General features: G+C 73.4%; 21 protein-coding genes. 13 read left to right on the forward strand and 8 right to left on the reverse strand.

What is annotated here, in order from left to right:
- Positions 1-600: 600 nt before the first annotated feature.
- Positions 601-1,176 carry a MarR family winged helix-turn-helix transcriptional regulator gene (locus AC4H2H_RS10505; protein WP_494370759.1) on the reverse strand — a complete coding sequence of 192 codons (576 nt, stop codon included), beginning with the start codon at positions 1,174-1,176 and terminating at the stop codon, positions 601-603.
- 93 nt (positions 1,177-1,269) lie between these two features.
- On the opposite strand from AC4H2H_RS10505, the gene AC4H2H_RS10510 reads away from it, so the two are divergent.
- Together AC4H2H_RS10510 and AC4H2H_RS10515 are read left to right on the forward strand one after the other, a co-directional pair.
- Positions 1,270-2,187 carry an LLM class flavin-dependent oxidoreductase gene (locus AC4H2H_RS10510; protein ID WP_494370760.1) on the forward strand — a complete coding sequence of 306 codons (918 nt, stop codon included), beginning with the start codon at positions 1,270-1,272 and terminating at the stop codon, positions 2,185-2,187.
- Positions 2,184-4,523, forward strand: a complete 2,340-nt coding sequence (locus AC4H2H_RS10515; RefSeq protein ID WP_494370761.1) for an LLM class flavin-dependent oxidoreductase — start codon at positions 2,184-2,186, stop codon at positions 4,521-4,523. Before AC4H2H_RS10510 ends, AC4H2H_RS10515 begins: the two co-directional genes overlap by 4 nt.
- 64 nt (positions 4,524-4,587) lie before the next feature.
- On the opposite strand, the gene AC4H2H_RS10520 is transcribed toward AC4H2H_RS10515, so the two are convergent.
- Positions 4,588-5,826 carry a benzoate/H(+) symporter BenE family transporter gene (locus tag AC4H2H_RS10520; protein WP_494370762.1) on the reverse strand — a complete coding sequence of 413 codons (1,239 nt, stop codon included), beginning with the start codon at positions 5,824-5,826 and terminating at the stop codon, positions 4,588-4,590.
- 82 nt (positions 5,827-5,908) lie between these two features.
- Between AC4H2H_RS10520 and AC4H2H_RS10525 the strand changes: the two genes are divergently transcribed.
- Complete coding sequence (locus tag AC4H2H_RS10525) at positions 5,909-6,628, forward strand: helix-turn-helix domain-containing protein (protein WP_494370763.1); 720 nt, start codon at positions 5,909-5,911, stop codon at positions 6,626-6,628.
- Here AC4H2H_RS10525 and AC4H2H_RS10530 read toward each other — a convergent pair.
- The 3 genes from AC4H2H_RS10530 to AC4H2H_RS10540 form a co-directional block, all read right to left on the reverse strand.
- A complete protein-coding gene (locus AC4H2H_RS10530; protein WP_494370764.1) occupies positions 6,592-7,884 on the reverse strand; it encodes a PrsW family intramembrane metalloprotease in 1,293 nt (430 codons plus the stop codon). The two genes, AC4H2H_RS10525 and AC4H2H_RS10530, sit on opposite strands and share 37 nt — an antisense overlap.
- 165 nt (positions 7,885-8,049) lie before the next feature.
- On the reverse strand, positions 8,050-8,469 hold the full coding sequence (locus AC4H2H_RS10535; protein WP_494370765.1) for a transferase: 420 nt from the start codon (positions 8,467-8,469) through the stop codon (positions 8,050-8,052).
- Between the two features lie 88 nt (positions 8,470-8,557).
- On the reverse strand, positions 8,558-8,695 hold the full coding sequence (locus tag AC4H2H_RS10540; RefSeq protein ID WP_494370766.1) for a hypothetical protein: 138 nt from the start codon (positions 8,693-8,695) through the stop codon (positions 8,558-8,560).
- Positions 8,696-8,712: 17 nt separating this feature from the next.
- Here AC4H2H_RS10540 and aspA point away from each other — a divergent pair, with 17 nt between their 5' ends.
- Positions 8,713-10,284 (forward strand): aspartate ammonia-lyase, encoded by a 1,572-nt coding sequence (gene aspA / locus AC4H2H_RS10545; RefSeq protein WP_494370767.1) that lies wholly within the window; start codon positions 8,713-8,715, stop codon positions 10,282-10,284.
- A 57-nt stretch (positions 10,285-10,341) separates the two neighbouring features.
- On the opposite strand, the gene AC4H2H_RS10550 is transcribed toward aspA, so the two are convergent.
- The gene (locus AC4H2H_RS10550) at positions 10,342-11,604 is read right to left on the reverse strand and encodes an APC family permease (protein ID WP_494370848.1); all 1,263 of its coding nucleotides are present in this window, start codon (positions 11,602-11,604) and stop codon (positions 10,342-10,344) included.
- 141 nt (positions 11,605-11,745) lie between these two features.
- On the opposite strand from AC4H2H_RS10550, the gene AC4H2H_RS10555 reads away from it, so the two are divergent.
- From AC4H2H_RS10555 to AC4H2H_RS10580, 6 genes are all read left to right on the forward strand, one after another.
- A complete protein-coding gene (locus AC4H2H_RS10555; RefSeq protein ID WP_494370768.1) occupies positions 11,746-11,994 on the forward strand; it encodes a hypothetical protein in 249 nt (82 codons plus the stop codon).
- Between the two features lie 93 nt (positions 11,995-12,087).
- Positions 12,088-13,215, forward strand: coding sequence for a helix-turn-helix domain-containing protein (locus tag AC4H2H_RS10560; RefSeq protein WP_494370769.1), 1,128 nt, complete (start codon positions 12,088-12,090; stop codon positions 13,213-13,215).
- Between the two features lie 197 nt (positions 13,216-13,412).
- Positions 13,413-13,745: a hypothetical protein gene (locus AC4H2H_RS10565; RefSeq protein WP_494370770.1), complete on the forward strand. Its 333-nt coding sequence runs from the start codon at positions 13,413-13,415 to the stop codon at positions 13,743-13,745.
- A 109-nt stretch (positions 13,746-13,854) separates the two neighbouring features.
- The gene (locus AC4H2H_RS10570; RefSeq protein ID WP_494370771.1) at positions 13,855-14,124 is read left to right on the forward strand and encodes a type II toxin-antitoxin system Phd/YefM family antitoxin; all 270 of its coding nucleotides are present in this window, start codon (positions 13,855-13,857) and stop codon (positions 14,122-14,124) included.
- Entirely contained in the window at positions 14,114-14,563 is a 450-nt protein-coding gene (locus tag AC4H2H_RS10575) for a type II toxin-antitoxin system VapC family toxin (RefSeq protein ID WP_494370772.1), read from the forward strand. The genes AC4H2H_RS10570 and AC4H2H_RS10575 overlap by 11 nt, the downstream gene beginning before the upstream one ends.
- Before the next feature lie 63 nt (positions 14,564-14,626).
- A complete protein-coding gene (locus AC4H2H_RS10580) occupies positions 14,627-15,577 on the forward strand; it encodes a cold-shock protein (RefSeq protein WP_494370773.1) in 951 nt (316 codons plus the stop codon).
- 42 nt (positions 15,578-15,619) lie between these two features.
- Here the strand turns inward: AC4H2H_RS10580 and AC4H2H_RS10585 are convergent, their stop codons facing one another.
- Positions 15,620-15,835 (reverse strand): helix-turn-helix domain-containing protein, encoded by a 216-nt coding sequence (locus tag AC4H2H_RS10585; RefSeq protein ID WP_494370774.1) that lies wholly within the window; start codon positions 15,833-15,835, stop codon positions 15,620-15,622.
- Between the two features lie 213 nt (positions 15,836-16,048).
- Complete coding sequence (locus AC4H2H_RS10590) at positions 16,049-17,287, reverse strand: Fic family protein (RefSeq protein ID WP_494370775.1); 1,239 nt, start codon at positions 17,285-17,287, stop codon at positions 16,049-16,051.
- 245 nt (positions 17,288-17,532) lie between these two features.
- Here AC4H2H_RS10590 and dnaK point away from each other — a divergent pair, with 245 nt between their 5' ends.
- The 3 genes from dnaK (at position 17,533) to AC4H2H_RS10605 (ending at position 21,234) form a co-directional block, all read left to right on the forward strand.
- A complete protein-coding gene (dnaK, locus tag AC4H2H_RS10595) occupies positions 17,533-19,413 on the forward strand; it encodes a molecular chaperone DnaK (protein ID WP_494370776.1) in 1,881 nt (626 codons plus the stop codon).
- Positions 19,410-20,075, forward strand: coding sequence for a nucleotide exchange factor GrpE (gene grpE / locus AC4H2H_RS10600; protein ID WP_494370777.1), 666 nt, complete (start codon positions 19,410-19,412; stop codon positions 20,073-20,075). Before dnaK ends, grpE begins: the two co-directional genes overlap by 4 nt.
- Before the next feature lie 160 nt (positions 20,076-20,235).
- Positions 20,236-21,234: a DnaJ C-terminal domain-containing protein gene (locus AC4H2H_RS10605; protein WP_494370778.1), complete on the forward strand. Its 999-nt coding sequence runs from the start codon at positions 20,236-20,238 to the stop codon at positions 21,232-21,234.
- The last annotated feature ends 62 nt before the right edge of the window (positions 21,235-21,296 follow it).

The raw sequence follows: 21,296 nt of genomic DNA on the forward strand, positions 1-21,296 counted from the left end.
GCACTGGTCCTCGCTCACCCGGGCACCGCCCGGGTGCCGGGCTGGGTCGGTCGGGCGGCTCGCCCCCGGCGGAAGGCCGACCGGGCACTTCCGGGTGCTGGGCCAGGTCGGGTCGGTCGGCCCGCCCCGCGCTGGGCACCGGGCTCGGTGTCGTCGAGAAGTGAGAAACGGCCCCAGGATCGCGGGCGCGATTCCGGGGCCAGTTCTCACTTCTCGACCCCGCGAGGGGGCGACGTCTGGTCAGCGCCCGGCCCGGCGTCGTCGGCCGACCACGCGGCTCTACCTGGCCGGCCCAGGGTTCTACCTCCGCGGACCAGGCCTCTACGTCGGCGGACCAGCGTTCTACTTCGGCGGGAGTCCGGGGCCCGGGCGTCTGCCCGGGGTGAGGTGCTGGCTGAGCGGGTGGGGCGGCGTCGGACGCGAAGGGCGTCAAGGCCGCGCTCCACAAACCTGCGCCCGACAGACCACGGTGACGGCGCGGACAGCCCGAGCACCGACGCCGCTCCGCACGCGGACCCGACCACGGCACGCCCACGCCGGCCCGAGCATCGACGCCGCCCTGCACGCGGACCAGACCGCGGACCGCCGACGACCAGGGTTCTATCTCGGCGAGTCCCTGAGCTCGTGCTCGACGACCGAGCAGGGGTCGGCGTCGTCGTCGACGTCGCGCAGGTCGCACGCGACGCGGCGGGCGAGCGTGCGGAACGTGTGGCGGTCGTCGGGCGTGAGCGACTCGAGGAGCTGCTCCTCGGCGTCGTGCACCTCGCGAGCCCATGCGGCGAGACGACGGCGGCCCTCGGGGGTCGCGACGACGCGGCGGGCCCGGCGGTCGGCGGGGTTCTGCTGCCGCTCGACGAGGCCGGCGGCGACGAGGTCGTCGACGAGGTACGTCATGACCGTGCGGTCGATGCCGTGCCGCTCGGCGAGCGCGAGCTGCGTGGGCTGGTCGCCCTCCGCGACGCTGACGAGCACCTGGTAGCCGCGCGGGCCGTGCGGCACGTCCGCGAGCGCCGCGCCGACCGTCGCGTGGTATGCGCGGAGCAGCACGCCGAGGTGCCAGCCGAGGTCGGTGTGCCGGCTGCTGGGGGTGTGCGCGTCCTGCGATGCGGCGTCCGCTCGCGCTGCCCCCGCGTCCGCGGCGAAGACCGCAGCCTCAGGGGTGGTCGTCGTGCTCATGGCTCCCACGATAGACCTGGGAATGCGGTTGCACCACCTTTCTGTTGTGGATATGTTCTGTTCAGCAGCACATCTCCGAGATCGTGAGGAACCATGCCCGACTACGGTCACGACCTGCGCTTCGGGTCGTTCATCACGCCCACTGCGGCATCCCCGCGCGACGTCGTCGACCTGGCGGTGGCGTCCGAGGAGGCCGGGCTCGACCTGGTGACGTTCCAGGACCACCCGTACCAGCCGGGGTTCCTCGACACCTGGACCCTGCTGTCCTGGGTGGCCGCGCTTACCGAGCGGATCCGCCTCGCGGGCAACGTGCTCAACCTGCCGCTCCGCCCGCCGGCGGTCCTCGCGCGCTCCGTCGCGAGCCTCGACCGGCTGTCGGGCGGGCGCGTCGAGCTCGGGCTCGGCGCGGGCGGGTTCTGGGACCCGATCGTCGCGATGGGCGGCGACCGCCTCACGCCGGGGGAGAGCGTCGACGCGCTCGACGAGGCGATCGACGTGATCCGCGGCGTGTGGGACACCTCCACGCGCGACCGGCTCGTCGCGGGCGGCGCGCACCACCACGTCGACGGCGCCAAGCGGGGCCCCGCGCCCGCGCACGACGTCGAGATCTGGGTCGGCGCGCTCAAGCCGCGCATGCTGCGCCTCGTCGGCGCGAAAGCGGACGGCTGGCTCCCCTCCCTCGCCTACCTGCAGAGCTTCGAGGCGCTGGCGACGGGGAACGCGACGATCGACGACGCCGCCCGTGCCGCCGGGCGCGAGCCGTCCGCCGTGCGCCGGCTGCTCAACGTCGGCGGGCGCTTCACCGCCGAGCGGGGCGCGGCGTTCCTGCAGGGTCCGCCGCAGCAGTGGGCCGAGCAGGTCGCGGCGCTGACGCTCGAGCACGGCGTGTCCACGTACGTCGTCGCGGGCGACGACCCGACGATGCTCGCGCTCGTCGGCCAGGAGGTCGCCCCGGCAGCGCGCGAGCTCGTCTCCGCCGAGCGCGGCGCGGTCGAGGGGGTGCGCGCATGACCGACTACGGCCACCCGCTCCGCTTCGGCACCTTCGTCACGCCGTCGGCCCAGGACCCGGAGACGACGGTCGGGCTCGCCCGGCTCGCGGAAGACCTCGGCTACGACCTCGTGACGTTCCAGGACCACCCGTACCAGCCGCGCTTCCTCGACACCTGGACGCTGCTCTCCTACGTCGCGTCCGCGACCGAGCGCATCCACGTCGCGCCGGACGTCGTCAACGTCCCGATGCGACCCCCCGCCGTCCTGGCACGCGCCGCCGCGAGCCTTGACCTCCTCTCGGACGGCCGCGTCGACCTCGCTCTCGGCGCGGGCGCGTTCTGGGACGCGATGGAGTCGATGGGTGCCCGGCGCCTCAGCCCGGGCGAGTCGGTCGACGCGCTCTCCGAGGCGATCGACGTGGTCCGCGCGATCTGGGGCGAGGACGGCCCGGGCGAGCTGTTCGTCCCCGGCCGCCACCACCGGCTCGACGGCGCCGCGCCCGGTCCCGGGACCACGCGCCGCATCCCGGTGTGGCTCGGGGCGCTCGGGCCGCGCATGCTGCGCCTCGTCGGGGAGAAGGCAGACGGCTGGCTCCCGTCGCTGGGCCGCGTCGGCCTCGACGGGCTGCGCGCGGGCAACGCGCGCATCGACGAGGCCACGACCGCCGTCGGGCGCGACCCGCGCGAGATCACGCGCCTGCTCAACGTGTCCGGCACCTTCGACGGGACCGACGGCGCGTCGGGCCTGGGCGCAGCCCCCGACCTGCGGGGCGACCCGGACGAGTGGGTCGAGCGGCTGCTCCCGCTCGTCCTCGACGAGGGCGTCTCGACGCTGATCCTCGCGACCGACGACGAGCGCACGACCCGGCGGTTCGCCGAGGAGGTGGCGCCCGCGCTGCGCGAGGCGGTCGCCGCCGAGCGCGCGGCCCGCGGGACCGACACGTCGCGGCCGGTCCCGCTCGCGGTGCGCGCGCGCCGTCGGGACGGCATCGCCTACGACGAGATCCCCGAGTCCCTCGCCGACCGCGCGGTCGAGCCGGGCGCCGCCGCGTTCGCGGGCGTCCGCTCGACCTACCTGCGCGGCGGTTCCCCGGGCCTCGTGCTGCGGCCCGGCAACACGGCGCAGGTCGCCGAGGCGCTCGCGTTCGCGCGGCGTCAGCCCGTGACGCGGCGCGTGCCGCTGTCCGTCCGCTCGGGCGGGCACGGGATCAGCGGGCGCTCGACGAACGACGGCGGCATCGTCGTCGACCTCGGCGCGCTCGACGCGATCGAGGTGCTCGACGACGCCGCGCGCCTCGTCCGGCTCGGTCCGGCCGCGCGCTGGGGCGACGTCGCGGCGGCGCTCGCGCCGCGGGGCTGGGCGATCTCGTCGGGCGACTCCGGTGGCGTGGGCGTCGGCGGGCTCGCCACGACGGGCGGCGTCGGCTTCCTCGGCCGTGCCCACGGCCTGACGATCGACCACGTGCGCGCGGTCGAGATGGTGCTCGCGGACGGCTCGGTGGTCCGCGCGAGCGCGGACAAGAACCCCGAGCTGTTCTGGGGCGTGCGCGGCGCCGGGGCGAACCTCGGGGTCGTCACGTCGTTCGAGCTCGTCGCGGACGAGGTCGGGGCCGTCGGCTTCGCCCAGCTCGTGCACGACGCCACGGACACCGCGGGCTTCCTCGAGGCATGGGGCGCCGTCGTCGAGGCGTCGCCGCGCGACACGACGAGCTTCCTCCTCATGGGCCGCCCGCGGCCGGGGCAGCCGGTCGTCGCGCAGACCATGACCATGGTCGACTCCGACGACCCCGACACGGTGCTCGCCCGCCTGCAGCCGTTCGCGGCGATCGCCCCGCTGCTCGCGCAGGCGACCGCGCAGATCGTGCCGTACGACGCCGTCGTCTCCGCACCGGCCCGCGGTCCCCACGGGGGCGAGGGCGAGCCGGTGGCACGCGCGGGGCTGCTGGAGCACGTCACGCCCGAGGCGGCTGCCCGGCTCGCCGGTCTCGTCGCGAGCGGCGACACGTACTTCTTCCAGATCCGCTCGACCGGCGGCGCGGCGTCGGACGTCCCGGCCGACGCGACGGCGTACGCGCACCGGTCCGCGCAGTTCGTGGTCAGCGCGATGGGCGCGAGCCGAGCACGGCTCGACGCGCACTGGGAGGCGCTCGCCGACGTGTTCTCGGGTCTGTACCTGAGCTTCGACACGGACCCGCGCCCCGAGCGCGTGTCCGACGCCTTCCCGCCCGCGACGCTCGAGCGCCTGCGCGCGCTCAAGCGACGCGTCGACCCGACGAACCTCTTCCGCGACAACTTCTCCGTGCTCGGGCCGGACCCGGTGGACGAGCCCGTCGACGCCGTCGTCCCCGCGAGGTAGAGGACGGGTCCGCCGAGGTAGAGGCCTGGTCATGACCACGCCTCTACCTCGCGCTACCGGGCCTCTACCTCGCGGTAGGGGTCTCGGCATCCGCCTCGAACCCCGCCTCGACCTGTGCCTCGGGCTCCGGTGCCCGACGGCGCACGCTGAGCGCCGCGTGGACGGCCAGGCCCGCGAGGATCGCCCAGAACGCGGCGGCGACGCCTCCGACGACGACGCCGCTCGCTGCGACGAGGAACGTCACGACGGCGGCCTCGCGCCCGCGCGGCTCGGCGACTGCGCCGGCCACGGCCGCGCCGAGCGTCCCGACGAGCGCGAGCCCCGCCGCGGCCTCGACGAGCCCCGCGGGCGCGGCGGCGACGAGCGCGGCCAACCCGGCCGAGGCGACCGCGAGCACGAGATAGGCCCAGCCGGCGGTGTGGGCGGCGACCCACCGTCGTCGGATGTCGGGGTCGGCCTCCGGGCCGGCGGCGAGCGCGGCGGAGATCGCGGCGAGGTTGATCGCGTGTCCCCCTGCGGCGGCGCCCGCGAGCGTGCCCAGGCCGGTGACCGTCATGGTCTCGCGCCACGGCACGCGGTACCCGAACGAGGCCATGACGGCGACGCCGGGCACGTTCTGCGACGCCATCGTCACGACGTAGAGCGGCACCGCGAGCCCGACGACGGCCTGCCAAGACAGCGCGGGAGCGGTGAGGTCGAGGCGCGGGACGGCGTCCGACCAGGCGAGCGTGCCGCCCTGCACTGCTTCGTAGGCCACGATCCCGAGCGTCACGGCGAGCGCGGCCGGAGCGGCCCAGCGCGGGGCGACCCGCAGCAGGACGACCCACACGAGCACGACCGGTGCGACGAGCAGCGGCAGGTCGACGAGCGCGCGGACGGGCGCCAGGCACAGCGTCAGCAGGACGCCCGCGAGCATGGCCTGGGCGATCGGCATCGGGATCGACGCGACGAGGTCGCCGAGGCGGGGCCAGAGCGCGGTGAGCAGCACCAGCGCGCCGACCACGCAGAACGCACCGACCGCCGCGGGCCAGCCGCCGGCGACGGCGCCCGTGCTCACGAGCAGGGCGGCGCCCGGCGTCGACCAGGCGAGCGTGATCGGCGTCCGGTGCCGGTACGTGAGCCAGAGGATGCCGACACCCTGCGTGACGCACAGCGCGAGGAGCCCCGACGCCGCCTGCTCGGGCGACGCGCCCACGGCGCGCAGCCCCGCGAGCACGACGGCGAACGAGCTCGTGAAACCGACCAGTGCGGTGACGAGGCCGGCGAGGACCGGGCGCGCGCGGTCCGAGGTCGACACGGGCATGCTCCCCCTGGCGATAGATCGTTCTGTGCTCGGAACGGTACCACCGCCGTTCCATGAACAGAACGCGAGTACGCTCGAGTGCGTGGACGACCGAGGAGGGCTTGCCGGACGCCGAGTGGCGGGATTCGCGCACGACACCGCGCACGACACCGCGCCCGACGCCATGCAGGGCTCCCGGCGGGATGGCGAGGACGGCCCCGTCTTCACCGGCTCCGGGTGGACGCCGCGCCGCAACGACGCCGAGACCCTCGCGGCCGTCGCGGAGCAGATCCGCACCCTGCGTGCGCAGCGTGGGCTGTCGTTGTCGGGACTCGCCGCGAGCGCCGGCATCGGCAAGGGCTCGCTGTCGGAGATCGAGCACGGCGCACGCAACCCGACTCTCGCGACGCTCTACGCGCTCGCCGGCGCGCTGGGAGTCCCGCTGGCGGCACTGCTCGCCGAGCGCCCGGGGGCGATGCTCGCGTCCGACGGGGTCACGATCCGCCTGCTGGACGCGCACCATCTTCCCGACCGGACCTCCGTCGAGGTGTACCGCGTCCACCTCGACCCCCGGGCGAACCGGACGTCACCGGCGCACGGGCCGGCCGTCGTCGAGCACCTGCTCGTCACGCACGGCCGCCTCCGCGCGGGGCGCATCGGCGCCGAGGCCACCGTCGGGCCGGGGGACGAGCTGCGGTGGGTGTCCGACGTCGAGCACTCCTACCTGGCGCTCGACGGCCGGTCGGCCGACGCGGTGCTCGTCATCCGGACCCCGCCCGGAACCTCTCAGGCACCCGCGAACGCTCCCGGTCCCGCGGCCTGAGGGACGCGCGCGAGGAACGCGCGCCGCGTCAGGTCCATGAGGTGGACCAGCGCCTGGCGCTGCCCCTCGACGCGCCACGGCTCGACGGCGCCGCGCGCGACGCGGTCGTGCAGCAGCGCGAGCTCGGTGGCCGCCTGCTGGTAGTCGCGCATGGCGTGCGCGGCGCCCGCGCCGCCCGTGCGGCGGGCCCACTCCCGGGCCTGCTTCCGCGCGCCGAGCGTTGAGAGCATCGTGAGGTCCGCGGGCGTGGCCAGTCCGGTCGGGAGATAGCGGGCGACCTGCGTGCCGATGGTCGCGACCGTGCGACGGCGGTCCTTGACGAGCACCACGATGAGCGTGACCAGCACGCCGAGCCCGGCGAGGTACGCGGCGCCGAGCGCGATCATCCCGAAGCCCGTGGACGCGTTCCACAGCATGTGCAGGGCGATCGCCGCGGCGAGACCACCGAGCGGTGCCCAGACCCGACGCGGGCCGGGCGGGCTCGTCGCGGCGCTCACGACGCCGAGCCCGGTGAGGGCGGTGCACAGCGGGTGCAGGAGGGGCGTGACGAGGGCGCGCAGCACGAACGTCGGGCCGAGCGTGTCGGTCTGGGCCGCCTGGATGAAGTAGGTGACGTTCTCGACCGCCGCGAAGCCCAGCGCGACCATCGCCGCGTAGATGACGCCGTCCGTCCAGCCGTTGAGCTCGTGGCGGCGGAACCACAGGAGGCCGAACAGCACGGCGCCCTTGAGCAGCTCCTCGACGACCGGAGCGCCGAACGACGCCACGAGGTACCAGCCGAGCTCCTCGCCGAACAGCGGCGCGGTGAGCAGCTCGAGACCGAGGGTGTTGAGGATGCCCGCGACGAGCGTCGCGATGCCGGCGCCCCAGAGGAACGCGACGACGAGCGCGCTCGGCGGCTCGGGCTCGAGACGGTCGAGCGCAAGCACGACCGGCAGCCAGATCCCGAGCGGGACCAACGAGAGCAGCAGCCCGACTCCGAACGTCCCCGCCCCGGACAGCGCCGCGAGGACGAGTCCCACGAGCAGGCACAGGCTCGCGACGGCGATCGTCACGATCAGGCCGACGCGGGGGCGGCCCGGCGGGCGGCCGTCGAGCACGGCACGCGGGTCGAGCGCGGCGGGCGGTGCCGTGTGAGGTGCCGCCTGGGGTGCGGGGACACCCTGCGGCGCCCGCGCGTCATGGGGCGCGGGCGCGTGCGCTCCCGGCGGCGGGTACTGCGAGGGACCGGGGGGCGGGCCGGGCGGAGTCGTCACGGGGCGTGATGCTACGCACTGGTCCGCTTGGAGGGGAGGCTGTCCACCGGTTCGACTCGCCGAACCCGGGTTTGTCGCCGTGTCACCCGCCGAACCCGGGGTTGTCCCCGGGCTCGACGATCGGGCGGCCCGCAACCCCGGGTTCGTCGCGCCGCGGTGGTGGGGTCAGGCCGCGACGTCGTACCCCGTGCGCCCGCCCGACCGGCGGCGCACGGTCTCGTCGTCCGAGACGACCGCGTCGGGCTCGACGGCGGCGCCCGGCTCGACGAGCACGCGCCGGCCGACGCGCGCGCCGCTCCCCACGCGGGCGCGGTCCCCGACCCGGCAGTCGGGTGCGAGACGGACGTTGTCGCCGACGCGTACGTCCCGTCCCACGACGACGTCGTGGTCGAGCCAGCTGCCCTCGCCGATGCGCGAGCCGGTGCCGACGCGGGCGCCGGCCTCGACGTAGGTGCCCGCCCCGACGGGGACGGTCGCGGGGACGTGGGCGCGCGGCGACACGAGGCCGCCGCCGGTGTGACGGTCGTAGTGCATGATCTCGCCGTAGTCGTTCTCGACCTGGACGCGGCGTGAGAGGCGGGCCACGGGACCTCCTGGGGGCTGTCGGCAGACCTTCTGCTGACATAACGTCGGAGGACGGACTGGGATTCCGGCGCTCGGACCGGCCGCGGGGTCAGGGGCGCGCGGTGCTCCCGCGCACGACGAGGCTCGTCGGCAGCCGCAGGTGGGCGTCGCGCGGCGTGCCCGTCGAGGATGAAGAGCGGGAGCCGGTCGCGGGAGCCGGCTGCTCGGCGAGTGACCGGCCGCGCACGGCGCTACGGTCAGGGCATGTCGAGCACCGGGACGCGGATCGAGGAGGACCTGCTCGGGACCAGGGAGGTCCCGGCGGACGCCTACTACGGGATCCACACGGTGCGGGCGACGGAGAACTTCCGCATCTCGGGCACGACCGTGAGCGACGTGCCCGAGATGATCCGCGGGATGGTGCTCGTCAAGAAGGCGTCGGCGCTCGCGAACCGGGAGCTGCGCACGATCGAGCGCGACATCGCGGACGCGATCGTCGCGGCGTGCGACGAGGTCCTCGTCCACGGGCGCTGCCTCGACCAGTTCCCCGTCGACGTGTTCCAGGGCGGGGCGGGGACCAGCGTCAACATGAACACGAACGAGGTCGTGGCGAACCTCGCGCTCGAGCTCGTCGGGTTCGCCAAGGGGCGCTACGACGTCATCAACCCCAACGACCACGTGAACCGCTCGCAGTCGACCAACGACGCCTACCCCACGGGGTTCCGGCTCGCGGTGCACGCGCTCGTCGGGCGGCTCCAAGGGAGCGTGCGGCTCCTGGAGCGCGCGTTCGACGAGAAGGCGTCGGAGTTCGCGGACGTGCTGAAGATGGGCCGCACCCAGCTCCAGGACGCCGTGCCCATGAGCCTCGGCCAGGAGTTCGCGGGGTTCTCGGTGAACATCGGCGAGGAGGTCAAGCGCCTCGCCGCGGCCGCCGACCTGCTGCTCGAGGTCAACCTCGGCGCGACGGCGATCGGCACGGGCCTCAACACGCCGCCCGGCTACCCCAAGGTCGCGACGCGGCGGCTCGCCGAGGTGAGCGGCCTGGCGACCGTCCCGGCCGAGAACCTCGTCGAGGCGACCTACGACAACGGTGCGTACCTGGCCGCGCACTCGGCGCTGAAGCGTCTCGCGGCCAAGCTGTCGAAGATCTGCAACGACCTGCGACTCCTCTCGTCCGGTCCGCGCGCCGGTCTCGGGGAGATCAACCTGCCCGAGCTGCAGGCCGGGTCGTCGATCATGCCGGCCAAGGTCAACCCCGTGATCCCCGAGGTCGTCAACCAGGTCTGCTTCAAGGTCATGGGCAACGACGTGACCATCACGCACGCCGCCGAGGCCGGGCAGCTCCAGCTCAACGTCATGGAGCCCGTGCTCGCGCAGGCGATGTTCGAGTCCCTGCGCCTCCTGACGAACGCGTGCGAGGCGCTGCGGACCAAGTGCGTGCGGGGCATCACGGCCAACGTGGAGGTGTGCCGGAGGCACGTGCTCGACTCGATCGGCATCGTCACGTACCTCAACGAGATCATCGGGCACCGCAACGGCGACCTCGTGGGCGCCGAGGCCGCACGCACGGGTGCGTCGGTGCGGGACGTCGTCATCGCGCGCGGGCTGCTCTCCTCCGCGGAGGTGGACGCCGTGCTCACGACCGAGAACTTCCTGCGGCCCCGCTACACGGGCCGGTACTTCGCGCCCGACGAGCGCGGCATCCCCGAACCGGGCGGTGAGGGCGGGTCCTCGCGCATCGTGGAGTCCGACGACGCAACGGGTGCGCCGTCGGACCCCGAACCTGAGACCGAGCCCGACGACGAGCAGCGCCCCTACGACCCCGACCGTGCGTAACCCGTCCGCCGAGAAGTGATCATCCGCCCCCGATCCGACCGAATCCAGGGCGGATTCTCACTTCTCGGGAGTCGTGCGGCGGCGGCGGACGCCCCGCAGCACGACGCCGACCGCGAGCACGCCTGCGCCGGCGACGAAGGCGGCAGGTGGCAGGGTGACGACGAGCGCCACGCACCCGAGCGCACCGAGCACCTGCAGCGCGCGCGGGTACAGCCGGTGCACCGGCGTCTGCCGCAGCGCGGAGAGGTTTGCGACGAGGTAGTAGACGAGCACGCCGAACGACGAGAACCCGATCGCGCCCCGCAGGTCCGTGGTGAGCACGAGCGCCACGACCACCGCCCCGACGGCGAGCTCCGCCCGGTACGGCACCTGGTGGACGGGGTGCACGGCCGCGAACCACCCGGGCAGGTCACCCGTGCGGGCCATGGCGAGGCCCGTCCGGCTCACTCCCGCCAGCAGGGCGAGGAGGGCGCCGGCGCTCGCGGCCACCGCCCCGACGGCCACGACCGGTCCGGCCCACGTCCACGACCCGGCGGCGACGGCGTCGGCCAGCGGTGAGGCGGACGCCGCGAGCCCGGCCGGGCCGAGCACCGCGAGCAGCGTCACCGCCACGACGGCGTAGAGCACGACGACGGCCCCGAGCGACACGAGGATCGCGCGCGGGATCGTGCGGCGCGGGTCGCGCACCTCCTCGCCGAGCGTCGCGACGCGCGCGTACCCGGCGAACGCGAAGAACAGCAGCCCCGCGGACTGCAGGACGCCGTACCAGCCGCCGTGCGCGCCGTCGGTGTCGAGCACCGCGGACCAGCGCGGCGCCGTCCCGGCAAGGCTCGCCGCGACGGCCGTCGTGATCGCGAGGAGCGCGACGGCGACGATCACCCGGGCGAGCCGCGCGGTGCGCGTCACGCCCCGGTATCCCACTGCGGTGAGCAGGACGACGGCGGCGGCAGCGACGGGGCGCTCCCACCCGGGCGGCGCGGCGTAGGCGGCGAGGACGAGCGCCATCGCCGCGCAGCTCGCCGTCTTGCCGACGACGAACCCCCAGCCCGCGACGTACCCCCACCAGGGGCCGAGCTGCTCGCGCCCGTACACGTACGTCCCGCCCGAGGTGGGGTACTGGGCCGCGAGCTGGGCCGACGACGTCGCGTTGGCCAGCGCGACGAGCGCGGCGAGGGCGAGGCCGACGAGGAGCGCCGTACCCGCGGCCTGAGCGGCCGGGGCGAAGGCCGCGAACACGCCGGCCCCGATCATCGAGCCGAGGCCGATCGTCACTGCGTCGGTGGTCCCGAGGCGTCGGGCGAGGGTGCGTGGGTGGGGCACAGAGGTCACCTGCACAGCGTCGCAGGCCAAGGTGACCGGCAGGTGTCCACCGGCGGCCCGAGTGGTGGGCCGCGGCGACCGGCCTACGTTCGAGGGAGGGCGCGGACCGGTCGCGGCCGGCGGAGGACGAAGGGACGGGTCATGAGCGAGTCGCAGCCGGAGAGCAGCCGGGGGACGGGCGAGGAGCAGGACTGGCGCGGCGAGGAGGAGGCCATGCAGGGTGCGCCGGACATCGGGATGGCCGGCGCGTTCTCGGGTCCGGCGAACGAGTCGCAGCCGAAGGACCCGGAGGTGCCGACCGACGTCGACCCCGGCGCCGAACGCCGGGACGACGGCGGCGCCGCGGACGGTTCCGCCACCGCGCGGGACGACGGACCCACCGCCGACTGACCCCCCGGGCGAACCGGTACGCGATCCGCCCCGATAGCGCGTCACGAGACGACAGCTGTTGGCATTTCCCCAACACCGCACTACGGTGAGGTCGTGGACAGGAACGTGCTCGAGGTCGGCCTGCGCATCCGGGCAAGTCTTGCGCCGGGGTATACCCAGCGCCAGCTTGGCGAACGGGTCGGGATGACGCCAGACGCGCTGTCGCGGGCGCTCAACGGGCGGCGCGGATTCTCGATCCTCGAGCTGACGAGGATCGCAGACGAGCTCAACGTCGACCTGAACTGGCTGGTCACCGGTCGGCCTGCGGCTCACCGCGTGACCGTCGCCGCGCGGCACGACTGGGATGCCGCACGGCGCACACGGTCCAACCCTTCGCGCGAGCACGACCAGGAGACGCTCGCGCACGTCGCGAGCGCGTACCGGGCTGCCTATCCGGACGGACCTTCGGCGAGCGGGTCGCCCCCCGGTGACCCCGCTGCCGTCCGGTCGTTGCTCGGCGCGGACTTCGTCCGGACCTTCGCCGAGCGGGCGGAGGAGCGGCTCGGGGTCGACGTCGTCCGGGTCGCGGGCCTCGGGACGGACTACTCGCTCCGGATCGGTCAGCGCGACGTCATCGTTCTCACCGCGTCCCCGTTCTGGTACCGGAGCAACTGGTCGCTCGCGCACGAGCTCGGGCATCTCGCGCTCGGCCACCACGAGCCCCTGGACGGCAACACGTCGGCGCAGGAGAACGGAGCGGACCGGTTCGCTGCCGAGCTCCTGCTTCCGGCCTCGCTCGTCGCGTCCGCCGACTGGTCGCACGCCACCGAGGCCGAGCTCGCGTCGTTCCTGTGGGGCGCGGGTGTCTCGACAAGGGCGCTCCGCGCGCGACTGTCGTTCCTCGGCGTGGCGACGAGCGACGCCGTCGCGGCGGCGCTCGACGAGACGACGCCCCGCCTGCTGCGCCGGCACGGTGCGGACTTCGGCGGCCGGGGAGCCGTCGTCGAGCGGGAGCAGCTGGCGGCGGGCCGCCGGCTCCCGCTGGGCCTGTTGGCGGAGCTCACCGAGCGCGTCGAGTCCGGTGACGAGCCGCCCGGCATCCTGGCGTGGGCGCTCGACGTCACGGAGGACGAGATCGACTTCCCCGAGTTCGACGACGACGCAGGTCGCGCATCGTTCGCGGCGGCGATGGACGATCGTCCGAGCCTCGCGCAGCTGCGCCGGCACTCGGCCGCCGTCTGAACGGGGCGCCTCGCGTGAACCTGTCGTGGCAGGTCGTCTGCGCGCGTCGTGACCTCCGCGTGCTCCAGGAGTTCACCTGCACGAGCGATCGGCCGGTGACACCCGGCGGGCGTCGGCTCCCTCACCCCCGGCCCTGGGAATGGGAGGTCCAGAGCCACCTCCGACAGCTCTCGCAGCACCTGCGTTCACCAGAGGTCGTGCTGATCGGACGGCAGGGCGACGACGTTCTTGCCGCGGCGCACGTCGACTTCACGGAAGATGCAGAGTCGGTCGAGGCGTTCGTCGCGAGCATCGGCATCGCAGTGACCGCCCGCGGATCGGGTGGGACGCTTGCCGATCACATGCTGGCGAAGATCTGGGGCATGGCCCACGAGCGAGCTACCGCTCGCGGCAGCCGGGACGTCTTCCTCACGGGAAGGATCGACGTCCGCAACCTCCCTGCTCAACGTCTGGCCGCACGGTTCGGCCAGGAGCCGGTCGGTCTCCCGACCGATCGGTACCAGCTGTGGATCCGACGCGGCCGGATCTGATGACCCGGCGGGGAGGGGGCCTGGCGCGATCGTCCGCGTAACCTCGACCACGACGCGAATGGTGCTACCGCGTGGCACGATGTAGCACTCTGGTCTTTAGGATCGCTCCATGTCCCTCCAGCCCGAGGTCAGCCAGCGAGACCTCCGCATGCGCTCCAAGGAGATCATGGACGCCGTCGAGCAGGGTCAGGGATTCACGGTGACCCGGGACGGCCGCGGGATCGGCGAGCTGGTCCCCCTCCGACGCAGCCGTCGGTTCGTCCCCCGGGCGGAGTTCGCAGCGCTCTCCCGCACGGCTCCGGCGATGGACCTCGACGCGTTCCGTGCCGACCAGGAGACGCTGGCGGAGACGGACCTGGACGACCCGTATGCCCGCTGAGGTGCGGCGCGGTCTGCTCGACACGAACATCCTGGTCCTCCGGCGGTCCATCGACGCGAGCCTCCTGCCCGACGAGGTCGCGATCAGCGCCGTCACGCTCGCCGAGCTCGCGGCCGGCGTCCACCGGGTGGCCGGGGACGACTCTGCCGCACGAGAAGAGCGGGCGCGGCGCACCGACGTCCTGCAGCGGGCGGAGCACGAGTTCGACCCGATCCCGTTCGACGCCGAGGCCGCCCGCGCCTTCGGCCGGATCCGCGCAGCCGTCCGTGGTGCCGGTAGGACGCCGCGGCGCCGCGTGGCCGACCTGATGATTGCGGCCGTCGCGGCGGTCAACGGGCTCCCGCTCTACACGACGAACCCCGACGACTTCGCGGGTCTCGACGGCCTGCTCGAGGTCGTCGCGGTCGCCCGTCCGGTCGTCGGCGACCGGGACGGCTGATCCGGAGGTCGTTTCGTCAGGGACACTGGTGACAGCACCATCTGCCGAAGCAAGGAGTTCGCAGTGCCCCAGGGAACAGTCCGATGGTTCGACGCCGACCGAGGGTTCGGCTTCATCGACCTCGGGAACGAGGCCGAGGACCTGTTCGTCCACGCGTCCGAGATCGTCGGTGACGACGGACCGAAGCAGCTCCGTGAGGGGCAGGTCGTCGAGTTCGAGGTGGGCGAGGGCGACCGCGGCCCGCAGGCGCGCCGCGTCCGGGTCACGGGCGACCGCCCCGCCGACGCGCCCGTGGGTGTGCTCGGCACCGTCAGCTGGTACGAGCCGGCCAAGGGGTACGGCTTCGTCACGCCCGACGACGGTCGCGGCGAGATCTTCGTGCACAGCTCGGCCATCGTCGGGGGCGGCGTGATCACGGAGGGGCAGCGGGTGGCGTTCCTCGTCGTCGAGGGGGAGAAGGGTCCGCAGGCGGACCACCTGCTCCCGCTCGGGGCGCAGGCCGCACAGTCCGCGGCCGACGGCGCAGACGGCACCGTGTCCTGGTACGACGACGTCAAGGGCTTCGGTTTCGTCGCTCCCGACGGAGGCGGGGACGACGTCTTCGTCCACGTCAGTGCCCTGGGCCGGGGACTGACCGAGCTCGCCGAGGGCGCGCGCGTGACGTACGACGTCGTCGACGGGCCCAAGGGCCCGACCGCCCGCGACGTGCAGCTCGTGCGTGGCTCGGGGGGTGCGAGGGCGGGCGCTGACCGCGGCCGACCGGGCGCGGACCGCCGTCCTGCGGGCCGTCCCGCGGGGTCAGGCCGACCTGTCCGGGGAGGCGAGGGCACCGTCGCGCGCTACGACGCGGACCGCGGGTTCGGATTCATCACCCCCGACGCGGGGGGCGAGGACCTGTTCGTGCACGTGTCCGTCGTGCGGGGTGGCGAGGTCCTTGAGGAGGGCGACCGGGTCCGGTTCGGGGTGCGGCAGAGCGACCGCGGACCGCAGGCCGACGACGTCGAGCTGCTCTGAGGGACGCCACGCGGGGGCACGGGCTTCCCCGATCGGCCGCGGTCAGTGCGTCTCGGGCCCGATGTCGAGGACGAGACCAAGCTGGGCAAGCACATCCAGGTTGCGGGGCATCTCGGCACTGGTGCGCCCGGACTCGACCTTGATGAGCCACTCGCGGCTGACACGGGCGCGTCGGGCAAGCTCGACCTGGGTGAGTCCGGCCCGCTCGTGGGCGTCGCGGATGAGGGCTCCGACGTCTGCCATGGTGCGAGCTCGCATGGTCGCCTCCTGAGAGATGTGTACCCTGGTCCACTTTCGCGGAAGTGGCCCACAGTCCACACTTCGACGGAAGTGGACCACAAGCAACTCACGTACCTGCGGGCTCTGGTCGCGCGTCTTCGGCGACGCTGAGTGTAGGTTCGCGTTGAACTTCTCGTGTCGCGCGTCAGGCTCTGCCAGCAGCTTGACGCGGGACAAACGACCGCCGCCGGTCTACCGCCTCGAGCTCGGTGCCGGGAGGGCGGTCGGTTGGATGCCTGGCACGAACTGATCCATCATCCGCAGGAGCGCCGAGGCCTGGTAGACCTCCGCGCGCCGGAACCGGCCGCCGGAGGGCTCCAGCACTCCGACGTCGACCAGGTTGTCGACGACCTTGCGGGCCGTCACCCCTGAGACGTCCAGCGCTGCCTGGAGGTACCGGGCCGTGACGACGGGCTGCTCGGCGAGCGCGCGCACGGCGTCGTGGACCCTGGAGTCCGAGCGGAACCGGGAGACCCGCTCGGTCCAGTCGTCCTGGACGTCCTGCGACTCCCCGATGATGCGTTCGGCCTCGTCGGACGAGTCGACGAGGACGTCGGCGAAGTACCCGACGAACTGGCTCACCGCCTCCGGTCGGTCGGCCGGGTCGGCGTGACGGAACGCCGTCAGCCGGCGCACGTACGCGTCGATGTCCCGGCGCAGCACCACGGAGAGCGGCAGGACGCCCTGGTCCAGCACTCCCGACCGCGCCAGGTAGCCGTGCACGAGCACTCGACCGGCGCGGCCGTTGCCGTCCTCATACGGATGGATGGTCTCGAACTGGGCGTGGATCAGCGCCGCCTTCACCAGGGGGTTGTCACCGCTGCGGTTCGCGTAGTCGAGGAGATCGTCCATGAGCCCGGGGACTCGCTCCGCGGGGGGAGCCACGTAGGACGCCGTGAGCTTCGAGGACCCACCGATCTGCACGTCCCCGCCACGGTAGTCGCCGCCGTGCACGTGCGGCGCGATCGTCCGGTGGATCTCGTGGATCGACGCGTGCGTCCACGGCGCGCGCAGCGACTCGACGCCGCGGCGGACGGAGTCGAGGTTGCCGAGGATCGCGTGGGCGGTGTCCAGGCGGTCGAACTGGTGCCCGCTGAGCCCGGGGTCGCGGTCCTGCAGCTGGGCGACCATAATGGTGCGCGGCGTCTCCCGCAGGCCCTCGACCCACGACGACGAGATCGACTCGCTGCGGACGAGGGTCGCGTACAGGATCGGCAGGGGACGATCGCGCAGCCTTTGGGCGATACGTGCGACCACGGCGGCCGCGTCGGACACCGTACCCATCGTCTCCGCAGTGATCAGCTGCGACATCCTCCCGCCCAGCGGGACCGGGAAGTAGCGGAGGTAGGAGCCACCGCGGCGGTCGGCGGAGCGCTGAGCCGTGAGGTCCGGCTCCTGAGACTCGCGTACCCAGAGGCCTTCGTCCTGCATGCCGAACCCTTCATCCCGACGCGCCACAGTTAAGGCTAGCCGGAGAGCCTTCATCCTGCCTCAGGAATAGTTCGCCCTGGGTGAAGGTTGAGCCTGATGGACTCAAGTTCAGACCGGCGAGCTTGCGTGGAGCAGCAGACCGCGCCTACCTTGAGTGAAGCAGACTCAACCCGGCCCGCCCGGGCACCGTGCGCCGTCGTGCGCCACGGGACCGGTGCGGCCACAGCACAACGGAGGCAGCACACATGGCACGAGCAGTCGGGATCGACCTCGGTACCACCAACTCGGTGGTCGCCGTCCTCGAGGGCGGGGAGCCCACGGTCATCGCGAACGCCGAGGGGTCGCGCACGACGCCGTCGGTGGTCGCGTTCTCCAAGACCGGCGAGGTCCTCGTCGGCGAGGTCGCCAAGCGTCAGGCCGTCACGAACGTCGACCGCACCATCAGCTCGGTGAAGCGCCACATGGGCACCGACTGGTCGGTGGAGATCGACGACAAGAACTACACCGCGCAGGAGATCTCCGCGCGCATCCTGGGCAAGCTCAAGCGCGACGCCGAGGAGTACCTGGGCGAGCCCGTCACCGACGCGGTCGTCACCGTCCCGGCGTACTTCAACGACGCCGAGCGCCAGGCGACCAAGGACGCGGGGCAGATCGCGGGCCTCAACGTGACGCGCATCGTCAACGAGCCCACCGCGGCCGCGCTCGCGTACGGCCTGGAGAAGGGCAAGGAGGACGAGCTCATCCTCGTCTTCGACCTGGGCGGCGGCACGTTCGACGTCTCGCTCCTCGAGGTCGGCAAGGACGAGGACGACTTCTCCACGATCCAGGTCCGCGCGACGTCGGGCGACAACCGCCTCGGCGGCGACGACTGGGACCAGCGCATCGTCGAGCACCTCATCAAGCAGGTGAAGAACAGCTCGGGCGTCGACCTGTCGAAGGACAAGATCGCGCTGCAGCGCCTGCGCGAGGCGTCCGAGCAGGCGAAGAAGGAGCTCTCGTCCGCGACGAGCACCAACGTCTCGATGCAGTACCTGTCGATGAGCGAGAACGGCCCGATCCACCTGGACGAGAAGCTCACGCGCGCCCAGTTCCAGCAGATGACGCAGGACCTGCTCGACCGGACGAAGGCCCCGTTCCACAAGGTCATCGCCGACGCGGGCGTCTCCGTCTCCGACATCGACCACGTCGTGCTCGTGGGTGGCTCCACCCGCATGCCGGCCGTGACCGACGTCGTCAAGGAGCTCACGGGCGGCAAGGAGCCCAACAAGGGCGTCAACCCGGACGAGGTCGTCGCCGTCGGCGCGGCCCTGCAGGCCGGCGTGATCTCGGGCGACCGCAAGGACGTCCTGCTCATCGACGTGACCCCGCTGTCCCTCGGCATCGAGACCAAGGGCGGCGTGATGACCAAGCTCATCGAGCGCAACACGGCCATCCCGACCAAGCGCAGCGAGATCTTCTCGACGGCCGAGGACAACCAGCCGTCCGTGCTCATCCAGGTCTTCCAGGGCGAGCGCGAGTTCGCGCGCGACAACAAGCCGCTGGGCACGTTCGAGCTCACCGGCATCGCGCCGGCCCCGCGCGGCGTGCCGCAGATCGAGGTCACGTTCGACATCGACGCGAACGGCATCGTCCACGTCGGCGCCAAGGACCGCGGCACCGGCAAGGAGCAGAAGATGACCATCACGGGCGGCTCGGCGCTGCCCAAGGAGGACATCGACCGCATGGTCAAGGAGGCCGAGGAGCACGCGGCCGAGGACAAGACGCGTCGCGAGGAGGCGGAGACCCGCAACCAGGCCGAGGCGTTCGTGTACTCGACCGAGAAGCTCGTCTCCGACAACAAGGAGAAGCTCCCGGCCGACGTCGTCACCGAGGTCGAGGCCGACATCGCGTCGGTGAAGTCCGCGCTCGAGGGCGAGGACGCCGGCGTCGTGAAGACGGCGCACGAGAAGCTCGTCGCGTCCTCGCAGAAGATCGGCCAGGCGCTCTACGCCTCGGCCGACCAGGAGCAGGCCGCCCCCGACTTCGGCACCGCGTCCCAGGACGCGCCCGCGGGCGACTCGACCCCCGCCGCGGACGAGGACGTCGTCGACGCCGAGATCGTGGACGACGAGGACGACAAGAAGTGACGTCCGACGAGGCCCGGGGCCCCGAGGAGCAGGCCGGCGAGCCCGGTCAGGGTCCCGAGGACAAGCCCTTCCAGTTCACGGACAAGCGCAAGGTCGACCCGGAGACCGCCCAGCCGCGTGAGAGCGCGGCGGCGGCCTCCGGGGCGGCCGGGCCGGCCGGGGACGACGCCGAGGCGACCGACCCGCTCGCGGGTCTCGACTTCGAGCCGTCGGGCGAGGCCGAGGTCGACGCGGCCGTCCTGGCCGCGAAGGCCGAGGCCGCGCAGCACCTCGACTCCCTCCAGCGTGAGCGCGCGAGCTTCACGAACTACCGCAACCGGGCGCTGCGCGACCAGGAGGTCGCGCGCGCGAAGGGCGTGGAGGACGTGCTCGCCGCGCTCCTGCCCGTGCTCGACGACGTGGACCGTGCACGCCAGCACGGTGAGCTCACCGGTCCGTTCGTCGCGATCGCGGACAAGCTCGACGCGAGCCTCGAGAAGTTCGGGATCGAGCGGTACGGGAAGGTCGGCGAGGAGTTCGACCCGAACGTCCACGAGGCGCTCATGCACCAGGCCGACCCCGAGGCGACCTCGGCGACGGTGAACCTCGTCATCGAGCCGGGCTACCGGATCGGGGACCGCGTCGTGCGCGCCGCGCGCGTGTCGGTCGTCGGGCCCGAGTAGCCGGCCGCACCCGTGCCCGACGGCGCGGCGCACCTCCCGCGCGGAGGTGCGCCCCGCCGTCGGGCACGCGAGGATCACCACGCAGCGCCGTGCCGCCCGGCACGGTGAACAGCGCGACACGAAGGACCAGGACCACGACCACCGACAGGAGGGAGGCGCCGTGACCGGACAGGACTGGATGGAGAAGGACTTCTACGCCGCGCTCGGCGTCCCCAAGGACGCCGACGACGCCGCGATCAAGAAGGCGTACCGCAAGCTCGCCCGTCAGTACCACCCCGACCAGAACCAGGGTGACGACGCGGCCGAGGCGAAGTTCAAGGAGATCGGCGAGGCGTACGCCGTCCTGTCCGACCCCAAGGAGCGCGAGCAGTACGACGCGATCCGCGCGATGGCCGGTGGCGGCGCGCGCTTCTCCGCAGGGCCCGGCGGCGCCGGGGGAGCGGGCTTCGAGGACCTGTTCGGCGGCATGTTCGGCGGCGGCGGCGGTCCGGGCGGTACGCGCGTGCGCTACTCCACGGGCGGCCAGGGAGCAGGCGGGTTCGAGGACATCCTCGGCTCCATGTTCGGCGGCGCCGGCGCGGGCCAGCAGTTCGGTGGCGGCCCCCGGCCGCGCGCCGGGTCCGACGTCGCCGCGAGCACGACGCTCCCCTTCCGCCAGGCGGTCGAGGGGTCGACCGTCACGTTCACCGTCGACGGCCGGAACGTCACCACGCGCATCCCGCCCGGCGTGCGCGACGGCCAGAAGATCCGCCTGCGCGGCAAGGGCCGTCCGGGCATGGCCGGCGGTCCCGCCGGCGACCTCGTCGTCACCGTCCACGTGACGCCGCACCCGGTGTTCGCGGCGGACGGCGCCAACCTGCGCGTGACCGTCCCCGTGACGTTCGCCGAGGCCGCGCTCGGGGCGACCATCAGCGTGCCGACTCTGGACGGCTCGACCGTGCGCGTCAAGGTGCCCGCCGGAACGCCCTCGGGCCGCACCCTGCGCGTCAAGGGCCGTGGTGTGCAGACCGCGAAGGCGACCGGCGACCTGCTCGTCACCGTCCAGGTCGCGGTGCCGCAGAAGCTCTCCAAGGCGGCGCGCGAGGCGGTCGAGACGTTCGCCGCCGAGACGGACGGCGAGGACGTGCGCGCAGACCTGGCCCGCCAGGCGGCGGAGTGAGCGACGTGGCGGACGTCGACCAGGACGCGCCCGTCCTCGTCATCTCCCAGGCGGCAGCGCTC

The organism is Cellulosimicrobium sp. BMG9.22 (assembly GCF_059159975.1).